The sequence below is a fragment of the Lapillicoccus sp. genome, assembly GCF_025353065.1.
Taxonomy (GTDB): domain Bacteria; phylum Actinomycetota; class Actinomycetes; order Actinomycetales; family Dermatophilaceae; genus Lapillicoccus.
This window is the reverse complement of sequence record NZ_JANXRJ010000285.1, coordinates 1-15,414: the sequence shown is the minus strand read 5'-3', so window position 1 is coordinate 15,414 and position 15,414 is coordinate 1. Positions and strand designations below refer to the sequence as shown.

Here is a 15,414-nt window from a genome sequence, read left to right as displayed (position 1 = left end):
CGAGGTCGCCCGGGTGCTCTGCGCACCGGACGCCGATCCGTCGATCCCGGTCCTGATGCTGACGACGTTCGACCTCGACGACTACGTCTTCGGGGCCCTCGAGGCCGGTGCCTCGGGGTTCCTCCTCAAGGACGCGGATCCGGACGTCATCGTCGGCGCGGTCCGTCAGGTAGCGGCCGGCAACGGCACGCTCGACCAGGCGCTGACCCGCCGCATCCTGCGGGAGTTCGTCGATCGGCGTCGGCTCCAACCCGTCACCGGCGCACGGGGGGACGGGCTGCTGACGCCGCGAGAGCGTGACGTGCTGCTCCTCCTCGCCGAGGGAATGTCGAACGAGGAGATCGTGGCTGTGCTCGTCGTCGAGGTGTCGACCGTCAAGTCGCACCTGGCCCGCATGCTTCCCAAGCTCGGCGTCCGGTCACGTCTCCAGGCCGTCGTATGGGCCTACCAGAACCGGATCGTCAACGTTCCGGGGTCGACGGGGGACTGACCGACGGGCTGGTGGCGGCAGCTGCATCCAAAGGTGCAAGGACGCAGGTTCACTCCTCTGGGTCTGGGTTGTCGAGCCCCGACTTCCTAGCGTTGTGGGTATCCGAACGATCCCCCCAAGGAGCACGTCATGCCACAGCTGTTGGCCCCATCTCTCCCCCAGACGACCGCCGCCGTCCACCTCGAGCAGGTGACCAGGACCTATCCGGACGGTCCGAAGACCGTGACCGCGCTGGATGCGGTCACCCTGTCGATCGAGACGGGGTCGTTCACCGCCGTGATGGGGCCGTCCGGGTCCGGCAAGTCGACGTTCCTCAACTGCGCTTCCGGCCTCGACCTGCCGTCCAGCGGTCGGGTCGTCGTCGGGGACGTCGAGCTGAGCGGGATGTCCCCGGACGGGCTGACCCGGTTCCGGCGCGAGCACGTCGGATTCGTCTTCCAGGGCTACAACCTGATCAGCCACCTGACGGTGGGTGAGAACATCCAGCTGCCGATCACCCTCGCCGGTCTTCGTCCCGACTCCCGCTGGATGCGCGATCTCCTCGCGTCGGTCGGGCTCACCGGCCTGGAGGACCGACTTCCGGGCGAGCTGTCCGGGGGGCAGGCCCAGCGGGTGGCCATCGCCCGAGCGCTCGTCGCCGACCCGGACGTCGTCTTCGCGGACGAGCCGACCGGTGCCCTCGATGCGGCGACGGCCGACCAGATCCTGCGGCTGTTCCGCACGGCGGTCGAGGACCTCGGGCAGACCGTCGTCATCGTGACGCATGATCCGCGCGCGGCTGCCTTCGCCGACCGGGTGCTCTTCCTCGCCGACGGTCGGTTCCGCGGCGAGCTGCGAGCCCCCAGCGTCGAAGCCATCGCCGCCCGCCTCATCGAGCTGGGGCGATGAGCATGTATGCCGCCCTCCGCTCGGTCTTCGTGGCGAACCGGAGCAGCCTGACCGGGACGGCGGTCGTCGTCGCCCTCGCCGCAGCGCTCCTCACCGCATCCGGGACCTGGCTCGACGCCGGCATCCGCGACGAGAGGCTCGGCCTGGTGGTGGGCCTCGCCGGGTCGTTCGCCGGCATCGTCGTCATGATCACGGTGTTCATCGTGGCGAGCGTCTTCGCCGGGGCCCTCCGGGAGCGCCGCAACGAGTTCGCCCTGCTGCGCGCCGTCGGCGCCACCGCACGGCAGGTGCGGGCGACGGTCACGGCCGAGGCCCTGGCCATCCTGCTGGTCGCCGGTCCCGTCGGCGCCGCCGTCGGCATCCTCGTCGCGCCACGCCTGGTGCCCCTGCTGCGATCCGGTGCCGCCCTGCCCGACGGGTTCGTCCTGCCCTTCTCCCCGATCTCGATCCTGGTCGCCCTGCTCGTCCTGCTGCCGACCGCCCTCCTCGCGGCTCGCACCGCGGCCCGCGGTGTCCTTCGCGTCAGCCCGACGGCGGCCGTCCGGGAGAGCACTGTCGACGCGCCGACGATCTCCCTCGGGCGTCTGCGGACCGCGGCAGTCCTCGGCGTGGTCGGGCTGCTCGCCGCCACGACGCCCTTCTTCGTCCCGGGCGTGATCGGCAGTGCCACCGGCGCCACCTCCGCCATCCTCCTGGTCATCGCGGCCGGACTCGCCGGGCCGGTGCTCGTGCACCGGGTGGCGACCCGGGGCATGACGGTGCTGGGCAACCGGGCCGGTGCCGGACGGGTGCTCGCCTTCGCCAACGCCCGTGGCTTCTCGCGCCGGCTGAGCGCCGCCGTCATCCCTCTCGCGCTCCTTCTTGCGCTCGGATCCGTCCAGTCCGGGGTGAACAGCGGCGTCGTGAGAGCGACCGCTACCGAGCTGCGCGCCGGAGCGCAGGCGGATCTGATCGTCCTGTCGCCGTCCGGGGTGACCTCCTACCAGGCCGCGGCGATCGCCGCTCTTCCCGGCGTCACGGCGTCGGCGGCGACCGGGCACCTCGCCGCTTCCGTGCGCACCGATCCCGAGGTCGGGTGGGAGCCGACGACGATGGGCACGATCACCCCGGGAAGCGCCATCAGGGCAGGCAGGACGCTGCTCGATCCGACGGTGAGCTCGGGGTCCCTCCGCGACCTCGACGCCGCAGGCACGATCGCCGTGAGTCGGACCGCACTCCTGTTCACCGGCAAGCGTGTGGGCGACACGGTCGACGTGCGGCTCGGCGGAGTCGACGCGGGGGCCGCGAAGATCGTCGCGGTCTACGAACGTGGTCTGGGGTTCGGCGACTACCTGATGGGAGTCGCTGCGGCGGAGCGCGGGCCGGCCGCGGCGGCATTCGATGCCGTCTTCGTCGATACGACGGCCTCGACACGTGTCGCCACACGTCAGGCCCTGGCCGAGATGGGCCTCACGGTCACGGACGGCGCCGGCTACGCCAGCGTGGCGACGAAGGAGGCCGGAGGCCAGCAGCAGCCGTCCCTCGTGCTGCTCCTCGCGCTTCTCGGATTCGTGGGAGCCGCTGCGGCGAACACCCTCGCGATGTCGACCGCGAGCAGGCGGGACGAGTTCGCGCTCCTGCGGCGCATCGGTGCGACTCGCGCGCAGGTGATGCGGATGGTGACGATCGAGACCGCGTTCATCATCGCGACGGCGCTGACGATCGGGCTCCTCGCCGTCCTCCCCGCGCTCATCGGCGTCGGGCAGGGGCTGCTCGGCGCGCCGTTCCCGGTGTTCGACCTGTCGGTGACGGTCGCCCTCGTGGTCGCGACGGTGGCCATCGCGATCCTGACGGTCATCCCCACCGCCTGGCGCGCAACGTCGACCTCGTCATCGCGAGTGTCGGTATAGCGGCTGCGCGTCCAGCACCACGGCCGCGACCGTATGCCGCGCGCCGGCGACCACGGCTCGCTGAATCTCGGGGTCCTCGTCAAGGGAGCCGTCGAGGGCGCCCACGAGGGTGATCAGCGCCTTCCACAGCGCCCACCCCCGCGCCCTGGCCCAGGTCCCGGCGTCGAGGTCGACGGTGCGCCGGAAGGCCGCACGGCTGTCGCCCTCGAACAGCGTCCAGGCGATGACGAGGTCGCACGCCGGATCGCCGACCCCGCAGGTGCCGAAGTCGATGACCGCGGCGAGTCGGCCCTCGCGGACGAGGAGGTTGCCCACCGCGACGTCGCCGTGGAACCACACCGGGTCGCCCTCCCACGTCGAGTTTGTTGCCGTGTCCCAGACGGCCCGACAGGCGCGTGGGTCGAGGCCGTCCCCGCCACCGTCTCCGGAGCCACTTTCGCCGGTCGACGCCGTGAGCGTCGCAATGGCGGCGAGGGTCTCGTCGTGATAGGTCGCGAGCGGGCCGCCGCGCCAGAAGCTGTGCTCGCCGGGGGTCGGCCCCCCGGTCGGGTCGGCCTGACGCAGCGCCACGAGGAAGCTGGCGAGATCGGTGGCGAAGGCAGTGGGGTCGGACACACCTGTCGCAGAGACCGGTTCGCCCTCGATCCAACGGTAGACCGACCAGGGGAACGGGTAACCCTGGCCCGGTCGACCGAGCCCGACCGGAGTCGGGACGGGGAGTGGGAGCTGCCTGGCGAGCAACGGCAGGCAGCGCTGCTCCTTCGTCACCGCAGCGGCATACCCGGGTCCGGACGGGAGGCGCACCGAGAGCTCGCTGCCGAGCCGGAACGTCCGGTTGTCGTTCCCTCCTGGCAGCACGGCCGTGACCGGCAGGTGCGCCCAGCGCGGGAACTGGCTGGCCACGAGGCGGCGGACGAGGGACGCGTCGAGATAGGGCAGCTCCGGGTTGACGGCGGATCCAGTCGATTCCTGGGAACTCATCACTCAGGCTGTCACTACTCGGGTAGCCGGAAACGACTGCGGGGCAACGGTTCGACGAGTCCATCGCTGACGAGGGAGTCGAGGCAGCGGAGCCGTTGCGGCTCGTCCGGCCAGGCCTGCGCAAGCCGGGCGGCGCCGACGGGTCCGGGGGACTCTCGCAGGACGGACAGCAGTGCGCCCCGGGCCTGACGGTCGGTGCCGTGCCACGACTGGGTGCGCTTCACCGGCCCGGTCCAGGCGGGTCGCCCGGCGAGGTTCCAGGCGCACAGGTCGGCGGCGGGGCAGTCGTCGCAGCGCGGTGCGCGGGCGGTGCAGACGAGGGCGCCGAGCTCCATCGCCGCGACGTTCCAGGTGTTGGCGTCGTCGGTCCGTGGCGGCATCGCGGCCAGGGCGAGCTCGCGCTCGGCGCGGTTGAGGGCGGGCGCGGCCTGCGCCTCGCCTTCGAGGGTGCGCACGAGGACGCGGCGCACGTTGGTGTCGATGACCGGCGCCGGGATCCCGAACGCGAAGCAGGCGACCGCGGCTGCCGTGTAGTCGCCGACGCCGGGCAGCGCCAGCAGCTCCTCGAGCGTCGCCGGCACCTCACCGCCGTGCCGGTCCACCATGGCGGTGGCGGCCTCGTGCAGCCGCAGGGCCCGACGCGGGTAGCCGAGGCGCCCCCACGCCCGCACGACGTCGCCGGGCGAGGCGGCGGCCAGGTCCGCCGGTGTGGGCCAGCGCGACATCCAGTCGAGCCAGATCGGCTCGACCCGGGCGACCGGGGTCTGCTGGGCCATCACCTCGGAGAGGAAGATCCCCCACGGCGAGGTATGCCGCAGCCGCCACGGCAGCGCGCGAGCCCGCACGGCATACCAGTCGAGGAGGCGACCGTGCAGCTGCGTGAGGTCGGGCGCGAGGCGGTGCACAGCGGGCACGCCTCAGACGTAGCGTTCGAGGATGCTCGACTCGGCGAGGCGCGACAGGCCCTCGCGGACGGCCCGGGCGCGGCCCTCGCCGACGCCGTCGACGTCCATGAGGTCCTCGAGGTTGGCCGCGAGCAGCCGCTGGAGAGAGTCGAAGTGCTCGACGAGCCGGTCGACGATCGCGCCGGGCAGCCGCGGGATCTTGGTCAGCAGGCGGTAGCCGCGGGGACTGACCGCGCTCTCCAGCGAGTCGCCGACGACGGAGAAGCCCATCGCGCGGGCGCCGGCCGAGAGGTCGAGCAGGTCGGTGCTGCTGAGGAGCATGAGCGCGCCGAGGGAGTCCTCGACCGTGCGGGAGGACTTCGTCGAGGCGAGGTAGTCGCGGATCACCAGCTCGCGGTCGTTGCCCAGGCCGCCGGTGAGCTCTTCGAGCTGGAGCCCGAGGAGGCGGCCGTCGGTGCCGAGCTCGACGGCGTAGTCGGAGATCTCGTCGCTGATCCGGCGGACCATCTCGAGCCGCTGGATGACGCTGGCGACGTCGCGGATCGTGACGAGGTCCTCGATCTCGAGGGCGGAGAGGGTCCCGGTGACCTCGTCGAGGCGCGACTTGTAGCGCTCGAGGGTCTGCAGGGCCTGGTTGGCCTTGGACAGGATCGCCGCGCTGCCCTCGACGACGTAGCGTCGGCCGCCGACGTAGAGCGCGATGATCCGCATCGACTGGCTCACCGAGACCACCGGGTAGCCGGTCTGGATCGCGACGCGCTCGGCGGTGCGGTGGCGGGTGCCGGACTCCAGCGTCTCGATCCGGTTGTCGGGCACGAGCTGGGTGTTGGCCCGCAGGATGCGCGTGCCGTCGCGGTCGAGGACGATCGCGCCGTCCATCTTGCTCAGCTCGCGCAACCGCTGGGCCGTGAACTCGATGTCGAGGGGGAACCCGCCCGAGGAGATCGACTCGACGAGCCGGTCGTTGCCCAGCACGATGAGCGCGCCGGTGCGCCCGCGCAGGATCCGCTCGAGCCCGTCACGCAGCTCGGTCCCCGGGGCGACCGCCGCGAGGGTCGCCCGCAGGAGGTCGTCGTCGTTGCGTTCCACGTCTGTCGCTTCCGTGCTGGCCGGGCCGGGTCGCGCGCAGTCTAACGGTGCGCGCGTGCATGCGTCAGAACGGGGACGGGGGCATCAGGGCGGCGCTGACGGCGCGGCCGACGTCCGTCAGCTCGACGATCCGCATCCCCTCCGGCATCGGGCCGGAGCCGATCACCCCCACGGGCACGAAGGCCGTGCGGAACCCCAGCCGCGCGGCCTCGGCGAGCCGGCGCGGGATACCGGTGACGGGGCGGATCTCGCCCGCCAGCCCGACCTCGCCGAAGGCGACCGACTGCGGGGGCATGGGCCGGTCGATGACGGAGCTCGCGATGGCGAAGGCGACCGCGAGATCGGCCGCGGGCTCGGTCACGCGGACGCCGCCGACCGTGGCGACATAGGTGTCGCTCCGGCCGATCGGTTGCTTGGCGCGGCGCTCGAGGACGGCGGTGATCATCGCGACGCGCGAGGAGTCGAGGCCGTTGGTCGTGCGGCGGGGTGACGGGAGGCTGCTGTCGACGACGAGCGACTGGACCTCCGCGACGAGCGGTCGACGTCCCTCGAGCGTGACGGTGATGCAGGTGCCGGGGACAGCGACGTCGCGGTTGGACAGGAACAGGCCGCTCGGGTCGGCGAGCCCGACGATGCCGACGTCGGAGAGGTCGAAGCAGCCGACCTCGTCGGTCGGGCCGTAGCGGTTCTTCACCGCGCGCACGAGCCGCAGCCGCGAGTGGCGGTCGCCCTCGAAGGCGATGACGACGTCGACGAGGTGCTCGAGGACGCGTGGCCCGGCGATCGAGCCGTCCTTGGTGACGTGGCCGACGAGCAGGATCGCGGTGCCCCGGCCCTTCGCCGCCTGGATGAGGGTGGCCGCCACCTCGCGCACCTGCGCGACGTTGCCGGCCGAGCCCTCGATCTCGGCGCTGGCGATGGTCTGCACGGAGTCGACGATGACGAGGTCGGGCAGCAGGGTCTCGATCTGCCCGAGGACGGTCGCCAGGTCGGTCTCGGCGGCGAGGAAGAGCGAGGTGGCCATCGCTTCGATCCGCTCCGCCCGCATCCGCACCTGGGCGGCCGACTCCTCACCGGTGACGTAGAGCACGTCCTGGCCCCCGCGGGCGGCGCGGGCGGCGACGTCGAGCAGCAGCGTGGACTTGCCGATGCCGGGCTCACCCGCGACGAGGACCACGGCGCCCGGGACGAGCCCGCCACCGAGGACCCGGTCGAACTCCCCGACCCCGGTCGAGCGGGCCGCGGCCCGTTGCACGTCGACCTGGCCGATCCGGATGGCGGGGCGGGCGACCCGGGTGGCGGCCGTCGTCCGCGAGGCGACGGCGCCGATCTCGCTCACCGAGCCCCACGCCTGGCACTCCCCGCAGCGCCCCACCCACTTCAGCGTGGTCCACCCGCACTCGGAGCAGCGGTATCCGCTCGATCTCGTCGCCGTCCGGGAAGCCATGACTGCACCGTAGGCGAGAGGGCCGACAACCGGTCGGCACGGCATACCGGGCCGGTATGCCGTGTCGCCTCAGCCCCTCGTTCCAAACACACGTTTTGCCGAGTTCGGCTGCCCGCGCGGCCAGGAAACTTGACAGAACGAGTGTTCGGAACGCAACAGGGTCAGTAGCGGCGCCACCAGAGGTTGACGGCGTAGTCGACGCCGGTCCGCTCCGGGTCGTCGGCCAGGATCTCGCTCGCCACCGCGGGCGCGAACTCGATCCCCAACACCGCCTCGAAGTCGGTCCGCGTGTCGAAGGTCCAGGCGATGTCGAGCGGCACGCGGGTCCACCCTCGCCGGAGCCAGAAGCACTCGACCGCTACGGGGTCGTAGGTCGGCAGCCCGCGCCGGAACCACCCGCCGAAGGTCGAGCGGGTGGCGTCGTTGTCGATGACGACGGCGGTGCCGCCCGGGCGCACGATCCGCTCCAGCTCGGCGAGGCCCGGCTCGCACCCGGGCCCGAAGAAGTAGGCCCATCGCGCGTGCGCGACATCGACGGACGCGTCGGCCAGCCCGGTCGCCGCGGCCGTCGCCTCGAGGACGCGCATGTGCGGCATACCGGCGACGCGCTGGCGGGCACGCTCGGCGAGCGGCGGGTGCGGCTCGACGCCGACGACCGAGCGGGCCTCGGCCGCGAAGCGGGGCAGGTGGAAGCCGGTGCCGCAGCCGAGGTCGACGACGTCGCGCCCCACCCAGTCAGCGACCTGGCGCAGCTCCGACTCGATCACGCCGGCGCGGTCGACGCCGAGGTTCTCCACCTCGTAGATGAGCGGCCAGCGCCAGACGTTGGGGCTCGGGATCGTCCCCGGGAGAGGGGGTTCCGCGGTCATCGTGCGCGCGGCGGCTGCTTCGTGCTGGCGCCGGTGTTGCTAGTGGTCCGGGAGGCGCCAGCGGGCCGGGCAGCCTCCTGGGCGGCGAGGGTGGCGGGATGGACGAGCAGCGGGAGCAGGTGCCGGTTGCCTGCTCGCCGGGCGGCGGTGACGGCGCGCAGGTGCGCCTCGCACCGGAGGACGAGCTCGTCGTAAGCCGGCGCACCCATCAGCTCGACGAGCTCGGCCCGGTTGGAGCGGTAGACCGGCTCGCGGCCGACGTGCGCCTCGGGGTTGCCCGAGCAGTACCAGTCCAGGTCGTGGCCGCCGGGTCCCCAGCCGCGCCGGTCGTACTCGGTGATCGTCACCTCGAGATAGCTGCTCTGGTCGGGCTGCTCGACGGTGCGGTAGCTGCGCCGGATCGGCAGCTGCCAGCACACCTCGGGCTTGAGCGAGGTCGGCGGCAGACCCTTGACGACGGCGTGCTGGTGCAGCGAGCAGCCAGCTCCCGCAGGGAAACCCGGTCGGTTGAGGAAGATGCAGGCGCCCTCGACGACGCGGGTCTTGCGGACGCCGTCCTCGAGCTCGGTCCAGCTGTCGCGCTCGAGGGTGCCGCCCATGTGGCCGACGTCGTGGAACTGCCACTCGTCGGGCCCCAGCTCGGCGGCGATCGCCTTGACCCGCCGGTAGTCGGCCTTCTCGGTGAAGTGCGCGCCGAGGGTGCAGCAGCCGTCGTCGGGCCGGTCGGCGTAGATGCCCGCGCAGCCGTTGCCGTAGATGCAGGTCCAGCTCGAGGTGAGCCAGGTGAGGTCGCAGCGCAGCCGTTGGCCGCTGTCGGCGGGATCGGTGAACTCGACCCAGATCCGGGACATGTCGAGGGGGACTTCGGGCACGCAGACACCCTAGGCCGTATGCCGCGGGCTCCCCACTGCGGACGTCCGCACCGACGCGACACCGGTATGCCGTCGGCGCGGACGCAGTCGGGTGGGACCCACCCGATACCGTGATGTCATGCGTCTCGGGGTGATCGACATCGGCTCCAACACCGTTCACCTCCTCGTCGTCGACGCCCACCCCGGTGCCCACCCCTTGCCGGCCTACTCCCACAAGATCGAGCTGCGGCTCTCCGAGGGGATGGACCCCGACGGATCGATCGGGCTGGCCCAGGCCCAGCGGCTCGTCGACTTCGTCCGCGAGTGCCTCGAGCTGTCGAAGGACCAGGGGGTCGAGGACCTCGTCGCCTTCGCGACCTCCGCGGTCCGCGAAGCGCCCAACGGCGAGGCCGTCATCGCCCGCGTCGTCGCCGAGACGGGGGTCGAGCTCGAGGTCCTCGCCGGTCGCGACGAGGCCCGGCTGACCTTCCTCGCCGTCCGTCGGTGGTTCGGCTGGTCGAGCGGCCGGCTGCTCGTCGTCGACATCGGTGGCGGTTCGCTCGAGCTCGCGACGGGTCGCGACGAGGAGCCGGATGCCGCGGTGAGCGTGCCGCTGGGCGCCGGCCGGGTCACCCGCGACCACCTCCCGCAGGACCCGCCGTCGCCCGAGGCCGTCGCCCTCGCGCGGACCCACGTGCGCGCCGAGCTCGCCCGCTCGCTCCGACCGCTGCTCCTCGGCGGGACGCCCGACCGGGTCGTCGGCACCTCCAAGACCCTGCGGTCGCTCGGCCGGATCGCCGGGGCCGCTCCCCGGGACAACGGCCCCTACGTGCCGCGCCACCTCACCCGCGCCGACGTCGCGCGGCTCGTGCCGCGGCTCGCGGTCATGGACACGGTGCAGCGCTCCGAGCTGCCCGGCGTCTCGCCGAGCCGTGCCCCCCAGCTGCTCGCCGGTGCGCTCGTGGCCGAGGCCGCCCTCGACCTGCTCCACGTCACCGGCCTGGAGATCTGTCCGTGGGCCCTGCGCGAGGGCATCATCCTGCGGCGCCTCGACCACCTCGCCACCTGACCTCGCCACCCGACCTCGCCACCCGAGGGAGCGGTGACGGGCCCGGCGGGCGGGTGGCGCAGAATGCTGACGTGGTTACCTCGGCGAGCGCGGCACCGTCAGCTCGGATCGGGCTCTCGACGGCGTCGATGTATCCCGAGAACTGCGCCGCCACCTTCGCGGTGGCCTCGCGCCTCGGTTACGACGGCGTCGAGGTCATGGTGTGGACCGACCCGGTCACCCAGGAGGCCGGTGCGATCCGTGCGCTGACCGAGCTGCACGGCATACCTGTCGTGTCGATCCATGCGCCGACCCTGCTACTGACACAACGGGTCTGGGGCTCCGAGCCGTGGACCAAGGTCGACAACTCGATCGAGCTCGCTCTCGAGGTCGGGGCCCCGACGGTGGTCCTCCACCCGCCCTTCCGCTGGCAGCGCGAGTATGCCGCGGAGTTCGTCGACGGGGTCGCGCAGCGGGAGCGCGACACGGGGATCCGGCTGGCCGTCGAGAACATGTTCCCGTGGCGGGCCCGGTCGCGGGAGATGCAGGCCTACCTCCCGGGGTGGGACCCCGTCCCCCAGCCCTACGACCACGTGACGCTCGACCTGTCGCACACCGCGACCGCCGGATCGGACGCCCTGGCGATGGCGCGCACTCTGGGGGAGCGGCTGACCCACATCCACCTCGCCGACGGCAGCGGGTCGCCACGCGACGAGCACCTCGTGCCCGGTCGGGGCACGCAGCCCTGCGGCGCGGTCCTCGAGCTGCTGGCCCAGCCCGGGAGCGGCTTCCACGGCGACATCGTCGTCGAGGTGGGCACCCGCCGCCTGGCCCGCGACGAGCGCGAGGCCGACCTCGCGCAGGCGCTGGCGTTCGCCCGGCTCTACCACGCCGTCTGAGCGGGGGAAGGGCGAACACCGAGACGGGAGAGTCCCGCCGGGGCCGTCAGGTGATTCGCACGTCATGTCGCCAGGCGGAGAGGAGGTCGCGTCCGGTGGAGACGAGAGCGTCGCCGGAGCCGCGGTTCCAGAGCGCGAGGTAGAGCAGCACGGCCGGCCCGGCGAGCACCGAGTCGAGATCGTCGGGCAGCTCGGTCCCGGGAGCGAAAGCCGTTGTCACAACGGGCTCCTCGGAGATGTCGAGGAGCCAGGAGCGGTCGGAGTCGGTCGCCCGCAGGCCGACCCTCCAGGGTGTCGGCGCCCGCAGTCGCTGGTGCCGCCGCGGGACGAAGCCGGTGAGGAGCTCGTCGATGCCGTCCGTCGCGAGCGACGCCCCGAACCACACCTCGTCGGCGCCGGGCGGTCGGCCGAGCCGGGCCGCCATCGCGTCGACGGCGTGAATCGTCGTCTCGTGACACTGCCGCCGGGCCCACGCGAACCGGGCCGGCGGGGCGTCGCGCAGGAAGAAGGGGACGTCGAGGTCGTCCGGCGCGAAGGCCAGCGCCTGCAGCAGGGCGACCGCTCCGACGTCCAGCCAGTCGAACGGGTCACTGTCAGAGAACCCCTCGCGCTCGAGGACCTCGTCGCCGACAGGGAGCTCGATGGTGCCCGCATCGCGCATCGGCACTCCCCGCACGACCCGCTCGGCCCACCGGTGAACGAGCCCTTGGTGGAGGACGAGGTCCTTGGTGGTCCACCCCGGGCAGGTCGGCACGGGGGCCTCGAGCCCGGCCAGGCGGGCGTTCTCGCGGAGCACGGTCCAGGCGTCCCCGATGCCGTCGCCGTGCTCGTCGACGGACAGCGAGGTGGGCATGAGGCCGAGCATAGGGAACCGCGCGGCCGGCGGGAGGGCTCCACCCCCCCGGCGCCTCCGCACGCCTCGGCGTATGCCGGGCTGTCGCGACAGCGCCATGAGGGCCACACTCCGCACATGACGACCGACGACGACCGACCCGGTGCCGGGCCCGCAGCCATCGTCGTGTCCGGCCTGCACGTCGTCCGCGGCGGCCGTGACGTCCTGCCCGACCTCACGCTGTCCGTGCCGGCAGGCCAGGTGGTCGGCCTGCTCGGGCCGTCGGGTTCCGGCAAGTCGACGCTCCTGCGGGCGGTGGTCGGCGTCCAGGTGGTCGCGGGCGGCACGGTCACCGTGCTCGGCCAGCCGGCCGGGTCGCCCGGGCTGCGCCGCCGGGTCGGTTACGTCACCCAGGCCGGCAGCGTCTACGACGACCTGACGGTCCGGGACAACGTGCGCTACTTCGCCGGGCTCCTGGCCGCGGGTCGGGGCCATCGCGACGTTGTCGCCGCAGCCGACCGGGTGATCGGGGCCGTCGACCTCACGGACCACGCCGACGTGCTCGCGGGCGCTCTGTCGGGCGGTGAGCGCTCACGGGTCTCGCTGGCCTGCGCCCTCGTCGGCGACCCCGAGGTGCTCGTCCTCGACGAGCCGACGGTCGGTCTCGACCCGGTCCTGCGGCGCGACCTGTGGGCGCTCTTCGCCGGGCTCGCCCGCGACGGCCGCACGCTGCTCGTCTCCAGCCACGTCATGGACGAGGCGACCCGGTGCGACCGCCTGCTCCTGCTGCGGGAGGGGCGGCTCCTCGCCGACACGACCCCCGGTCAGCTGCTGGCGGACACCGGCGCCGCGGACGCGGATCAGGCGTTCCTGCGCCTCGTCGACGGGGCGGGGGTATGAGCCCCAGACTGTCCGCCCTCACCGCGTTCCGGGTCCTGCGGCAGCTCCGTGCGGACCACCGGACCGTCGCGCTCCTGCTCGTCGTGCCCTCTGTCCTCGTCGGCCTGCTGGCGTGGATGTATTCCGGCACAACGACGTTCGCTGTCGTCGGGCCGGCGCTCCTCGGGATCTTCCCCTTCGTCGTCATGTTCCTCGTCACGAGTGTCGCGACCCTCCGCGAACGCACCGGAGGCACTCTCGAACGCCTCCTCACGACCCCGCTCGCCAAGGCCGACGTCATGCTCGGCTACGCGCTCGCCTTCGCGCTGGTCGCCGTCGTCCAGGCCGTGGTCACCGTGGCTTTCGCCGTCGTGGTGTGCGGCCTCCAGGTGGCAGGACCCGTCTGGCTGCTCGTCGTCGTCGCGGTCGCGGAGGCCGTCCTCGGCTGCGCGCTCGGGCTGCTGGCGAGCGCGTTCGCGACGTCGGAGTTCCAGGCTGTTCAGTTCATGCCAGCCGTCGTCCTGCCGCAGGTCCTGCTCTGCGGCCTGCTGATCCCCCGGGACGGCCTGCCGACGGTGCTCCGCCGGATCTCCGACGTCCTGCCCCTCTCGTATGCCGTGGACGCCACGACCGCGCTCACGCGGTCGGCCTCGGGCACCGGAGACGCCGGACGCGACCTGCTGGTCATCCTCGGCTTCGTCGTCGTCGCGCTCGCCCTCGGCTCCCTCACCCTGCGGCGGCGCACGGCCTGAGCCGACGCCAGAGCGACCAGCGCCGGCGGAACGTGACTTTCACGTTCGGCAGAGACCTCTTTGGTCTTCCCGGCTGGCCCAGCGGACCCCATGACCCCTTCGCGCGGGTCCACCTCACCGTCTCCACCGCCCTCCCGGTGACCACCGTCGATCGCACGCTGGTCGACGTCGTCGGGTCGGACATCAGCCAGGAGGTCAGGAACGGTGCCGACGCCGACGCCGTCGGTCGAGGCGAAACCACTCGGCGCCGGTTGCTCCGCCGAAGCTCTGAAGCGGCAGCGCGCGTCGCCCTCCGCCTCGAGCGCGCCGTCGCCGCCCAGGAGGGTTCGTGAGCGCGCGCCAACGCCGCCACCGATCGGTGAACGACCGCACCCGACTGGGCACGCGACGAGGGACGCCGGCGTGACCCTCCTGGAGGAGGTGGCGACGGGACAGGTCGGACGACGAGGCCGACGCGGCCGACGCGGCCGACGCGGCATACGGGGCACGATCGCCGGTCCCGAGCCCCGGCGATAGATTCGTCTCTCGACCGCGTGGCGCGCCACCCCTGCGCTACCTCCCCTTCCCTCACCCCCGGAGGTTCCGTGCAAGCCAGCGACCTGCTCCGCAACTCCCTGCTCCAGCTCGCGAAGTCGACCGCGGTGCGCGACACGGTCGAGCAGGCGCCGGTGAGCCGTGGGGTGGTGCGGCGGTTCGTGCCGGGCGCGACGACGCCGGACGCGGTGCGGGCGGTCGGCGAGCTGCAGGCCACCCACCGGATGGCGACGATCGACTACCTGGGCGAGGACACCACCGACCTCTCGCAGGCGCAGCACACCCGCGACGCCTACCTCGCGCTCCTCACCGCGATGTCGGCGCAGGGCCAGACCGGAGACGGCCGGGCGGAGGTGTCCCTCAAGCTGAGCGCCCTCGGGCAGTCGCTGCCGGGCGACGGGCACAAGATCGCCCTCGACCACGCGCGCCAGATCTGCCAGGCGGCGACCAACGCCGGCACCACCGTGACCCTCGACATGGAGGACCACACGACGACCGACGCGACCCTCGAGTCGCTGCGGGAGCTGCGCCAGGACTTCCCGACCGTCGGCGCGGTCGTCCAGGCCTACCTGTTCCGCACCGAGGCCGACTGCCGCGACCTCGCCCACGAGGGCAGCCGGGTGCGCCTGTGCAAGGGCGCCTACAAGGAGCCCGAGTCGGTCGCCTTCCAGGGCGCGGACGTCGACAAGTCCTACGTCCGCTGCCTCAAGGCGCTGATGGCCGGCCGGGGTTACCCCATGGTCGCCTCCCACGACCCGCGCCTCATCGAGATCGCCGGGGCGCTCGCGGCCAAGCACGGGCGCGACCCGATGTCGTTCGAGTACCAGATGCTCTACGGCATCCGCCCCGAGGAGCAGCAGCGCATCGCCGACCGCGGCGACCAGATGCGGGTCTACATCCCCTACGGCGAGCAGTGGTACGGCTATCTGATGCGCCGGATGGCCGAGAAGCCGGCCAACCTGTTGTTCTTCCTCCGTGGGGTCGTGTCCCGCGGCTGAGCGCGACCGCCGCGCCCCGAGGGGGGGTTGACGCAGCGTCAAGGGGGTTGACGCCCGTGATAA

The 15,414-nt window shown here is 72.7% G+C and carries 16 protein-coding genes; 9 read left to right on the top strand and 7 right to left on the bottom strand.

The annotated features are described in order from the left end of the window. The 3 genes from Q0R63_RS20775 to Q0R63_RS20765 all read left to right on the top strand — a co-directional run. Positions 1–490, top strand: a 490-nt coding sequence (locus tag Q0R63_RS20775) for a response regulator transcription factor (protein WP_295701724.1), incomplete at its 5' end; no start/stop codon positions are given. A 129-nt stretch (positions 491–619) separates the two neighbouring features. Continuing rightward, a complete protein-coding gene (locus Q0R63_RS20770; RefSeq protein WP_295701722.1) occupies positions 620–1,378 on the top strand; it encodes an ABC transporter ATP-binding protein in 759 nt (252 codons plus the stop codon). Continuing rightward, positions 1,375–3,267: an ABC transporter permease gene (locus Q0R63_RS20765; RefSeq protein WP_295701720.1), complete on the top strand. Its 1,893-nt coding sequence runs from the start codon at positions 1,375–1,377 to the stop codon at positions 3,265–3,267. The genes Q0R63_RS20770 and Q0R63_RS20765 overlap by 4 nt, the downstream gene beginning before the upstream one ends. On the opposite strand, the gene Q0R63_RS20760 is transcribed toward Q0R63_RS20765, so the two are convergent. The 6 genes from Q0R63_RS20760 to Q0R63_RS20735 form a co-directional block, all read right to left on the bottom strand. Continuing rightward, complete coding sequence (locus Q0R63_RS20760) at positions 3,247–4,248, bottom strand: aminoglycoside phosphotransferase family protein (RefSeq protein ID WP_295701718.1); 1,002 nt, start codon at positions 4,246–4,248, stop codon at positions 3,247–3,249. The two genes, Q0R63_RS20765 and Q0R63_RS20760, sit on opposite strands and share 21 nt — an antisense overlap. 14 nt (positions 4,249–4,262) lie before the next feature. Continuing rightward, a complete protein-coding gene (locus tag Q0R63_RS20755) occupies positions 4,263–5,162 on the bottom strand; it encodes an A/G-specific adenine glycosylase (protein WP_295701716.1) in 900 nt (299 codons plus the stop codon). Positions 5,163–5,165: 3 nt separating this feature from the next. After that, positions 5,166–6,242: a DNA integrity scanning diadenylate cyclase DisA gene (gene disA / locus Q0R63_RS20750; RefSeq protein ID WP_295701713.1), complete on the bottom strand. Its 1,077-nt coding sequence runs from the start codon at positions 6,240–6,242 to the stop codon at positions 5,166–5,168. Between the two features lie 64 nt (positions 6,243–6,306). Then, complete coding sequence (radA, locus tag Q0R63_RS20745) at positions 6,307–7,689, bottom strand: DNA repair protein RadA (RefSeq protein ID WP_295701711.1); 1,383 nt, start codon at positions 7,687–7,689, stop codon at positions 6,307–6,309. Between the two features lie 161 nt (positions 7,690–7,850). Further along, positions 7,851–8,558: a class I SAM-dependent methyltransferase gene (locus tag Q0R63_RS20740; RefSeq protein WP_295701709.1), complete on the bottom strand. Its 708-nt coding sequence runs from the start codon at positions 8,556–8,558 to the stop codon at positions 7,851–7,853. Beyond that, positions 8,555–9,430 (bottom strand): hypothetical protein, encoded by an 876-nt coding sequence (locus tag Q0R63_RS20735; RefSeq protein WP_295701707.1) that lies wholly within the window; start codon positions 9,428–9,430, stop codon positions 8,555–8,557. The genes Q0R63_RS20740 and Q0R63_RS20735 overlap by 4 nt, the downstream gene beginning before the upstream one ends. Before the next feature lie 118 nt (positions 9,431–9,548). Between Q0R63_RS20735 and Q0R63_RS20730 the strand changes: the two genes are divergently transcribed. Continuing rightward, on the top strand, positions 9,549–10,478 hold the full coding sequence (locus tag Q0R63_RS20730) for a Ppx/GppA phosphatase family protein (RefSeq protein ID WP_295701705.1): 930 nt from the start codon (positions 9,549–9,551) through the stop codon (positions 10,476–10,478). Positions 10,479–10,606: 128 nt separating this feature from the next. Next, entirely contained in the window at positions 10,607–11,356 is a 750-nt protein-coding gene (locus Q0R63_RS20725; protein WP_295701727.1) for a sugar phosphate isomerase/epimerase, read from the top strand. A gap of 46 nt (positions 11,357–11,402) precedes the next feature. Here Q0R63_RS20725 and Q0R63_RS20720 read toward each other — a convergent pair whose 3' ends face one another. After that, complete coding sequence (locus Q0R63_RS20720) at positions 11,403–12,209, bottom strand: maleylpyruvate isomerase N-terminal domain-containing protein (RefSeq protein WP_295701703.1); 807 nt, start codon at positions 12,207–12,209, stop codon at positions 11,403–11,405. A gap of 117 nt (positions 12,210–12,326) precedes the next feature. On the opposite strand from Q0R63_RS20720, the gene Q0R63_RS20715 reads away from it, so the two are divergent. The 4 genes from Q0R63_RS20715 (at position 12,327) to Q0R63_RS20700 (ending at position 15,351) form a co-directional block, all read left to right on the top strand. Then, positions 12,327–13,088 (top strand): ABC transporter ATP-binding protein, encoded by a 762-nt coding sequence (locus Q0R63_RS20715; RefSeq protein WP_295701701.1) that lies wholly within the window; start codon positions 12,327–12,329, stop codon positions 13,086–13,088. Beyond that, on the top strand, positions 13,085–13,819 hold the full coding sequence (locus tag Q0R63_RS20710) for an ABC transporter permease (protein ID WP_295701699.1): 735 nt from the start codon (positions 13,085–13,087) through the stop codon (positions 13,817–13,819). The genes Q0R63_RS20715 and Q0R63_RS20710 overlap by 4 nt, the downstream gene beginning before the upstream one ends. A 137-nt stretch (positions 13,820–13,956) precedes the next feature. Beyond that, complete coding sequence (locus tag Q0R63_RS20705) at positions 13,957–14,151, top strand: hypothetical protein (protein WP_295701697.1); 195 nt, start codon at positions 13,957–13,959, stop codon at positions 14,149–14,151. A gap of 252 nt (positions 14,152–14,403) precedes the next feature. Further along, positions 14,404–15,351 carry a proline dehydrogenase family protein gene (locus Q0R63_RS20700; protein ID WP_295701694.1) on the top strand — a complete coding sequence of 316 codons (948 nt, stop codon included), beginning with the start codon at positions 14,404–14,406 and terminating at the stop codon, positions 15,349–15,351. Positions 15,352–15,414: the final 63 nt, after the last annotated feature.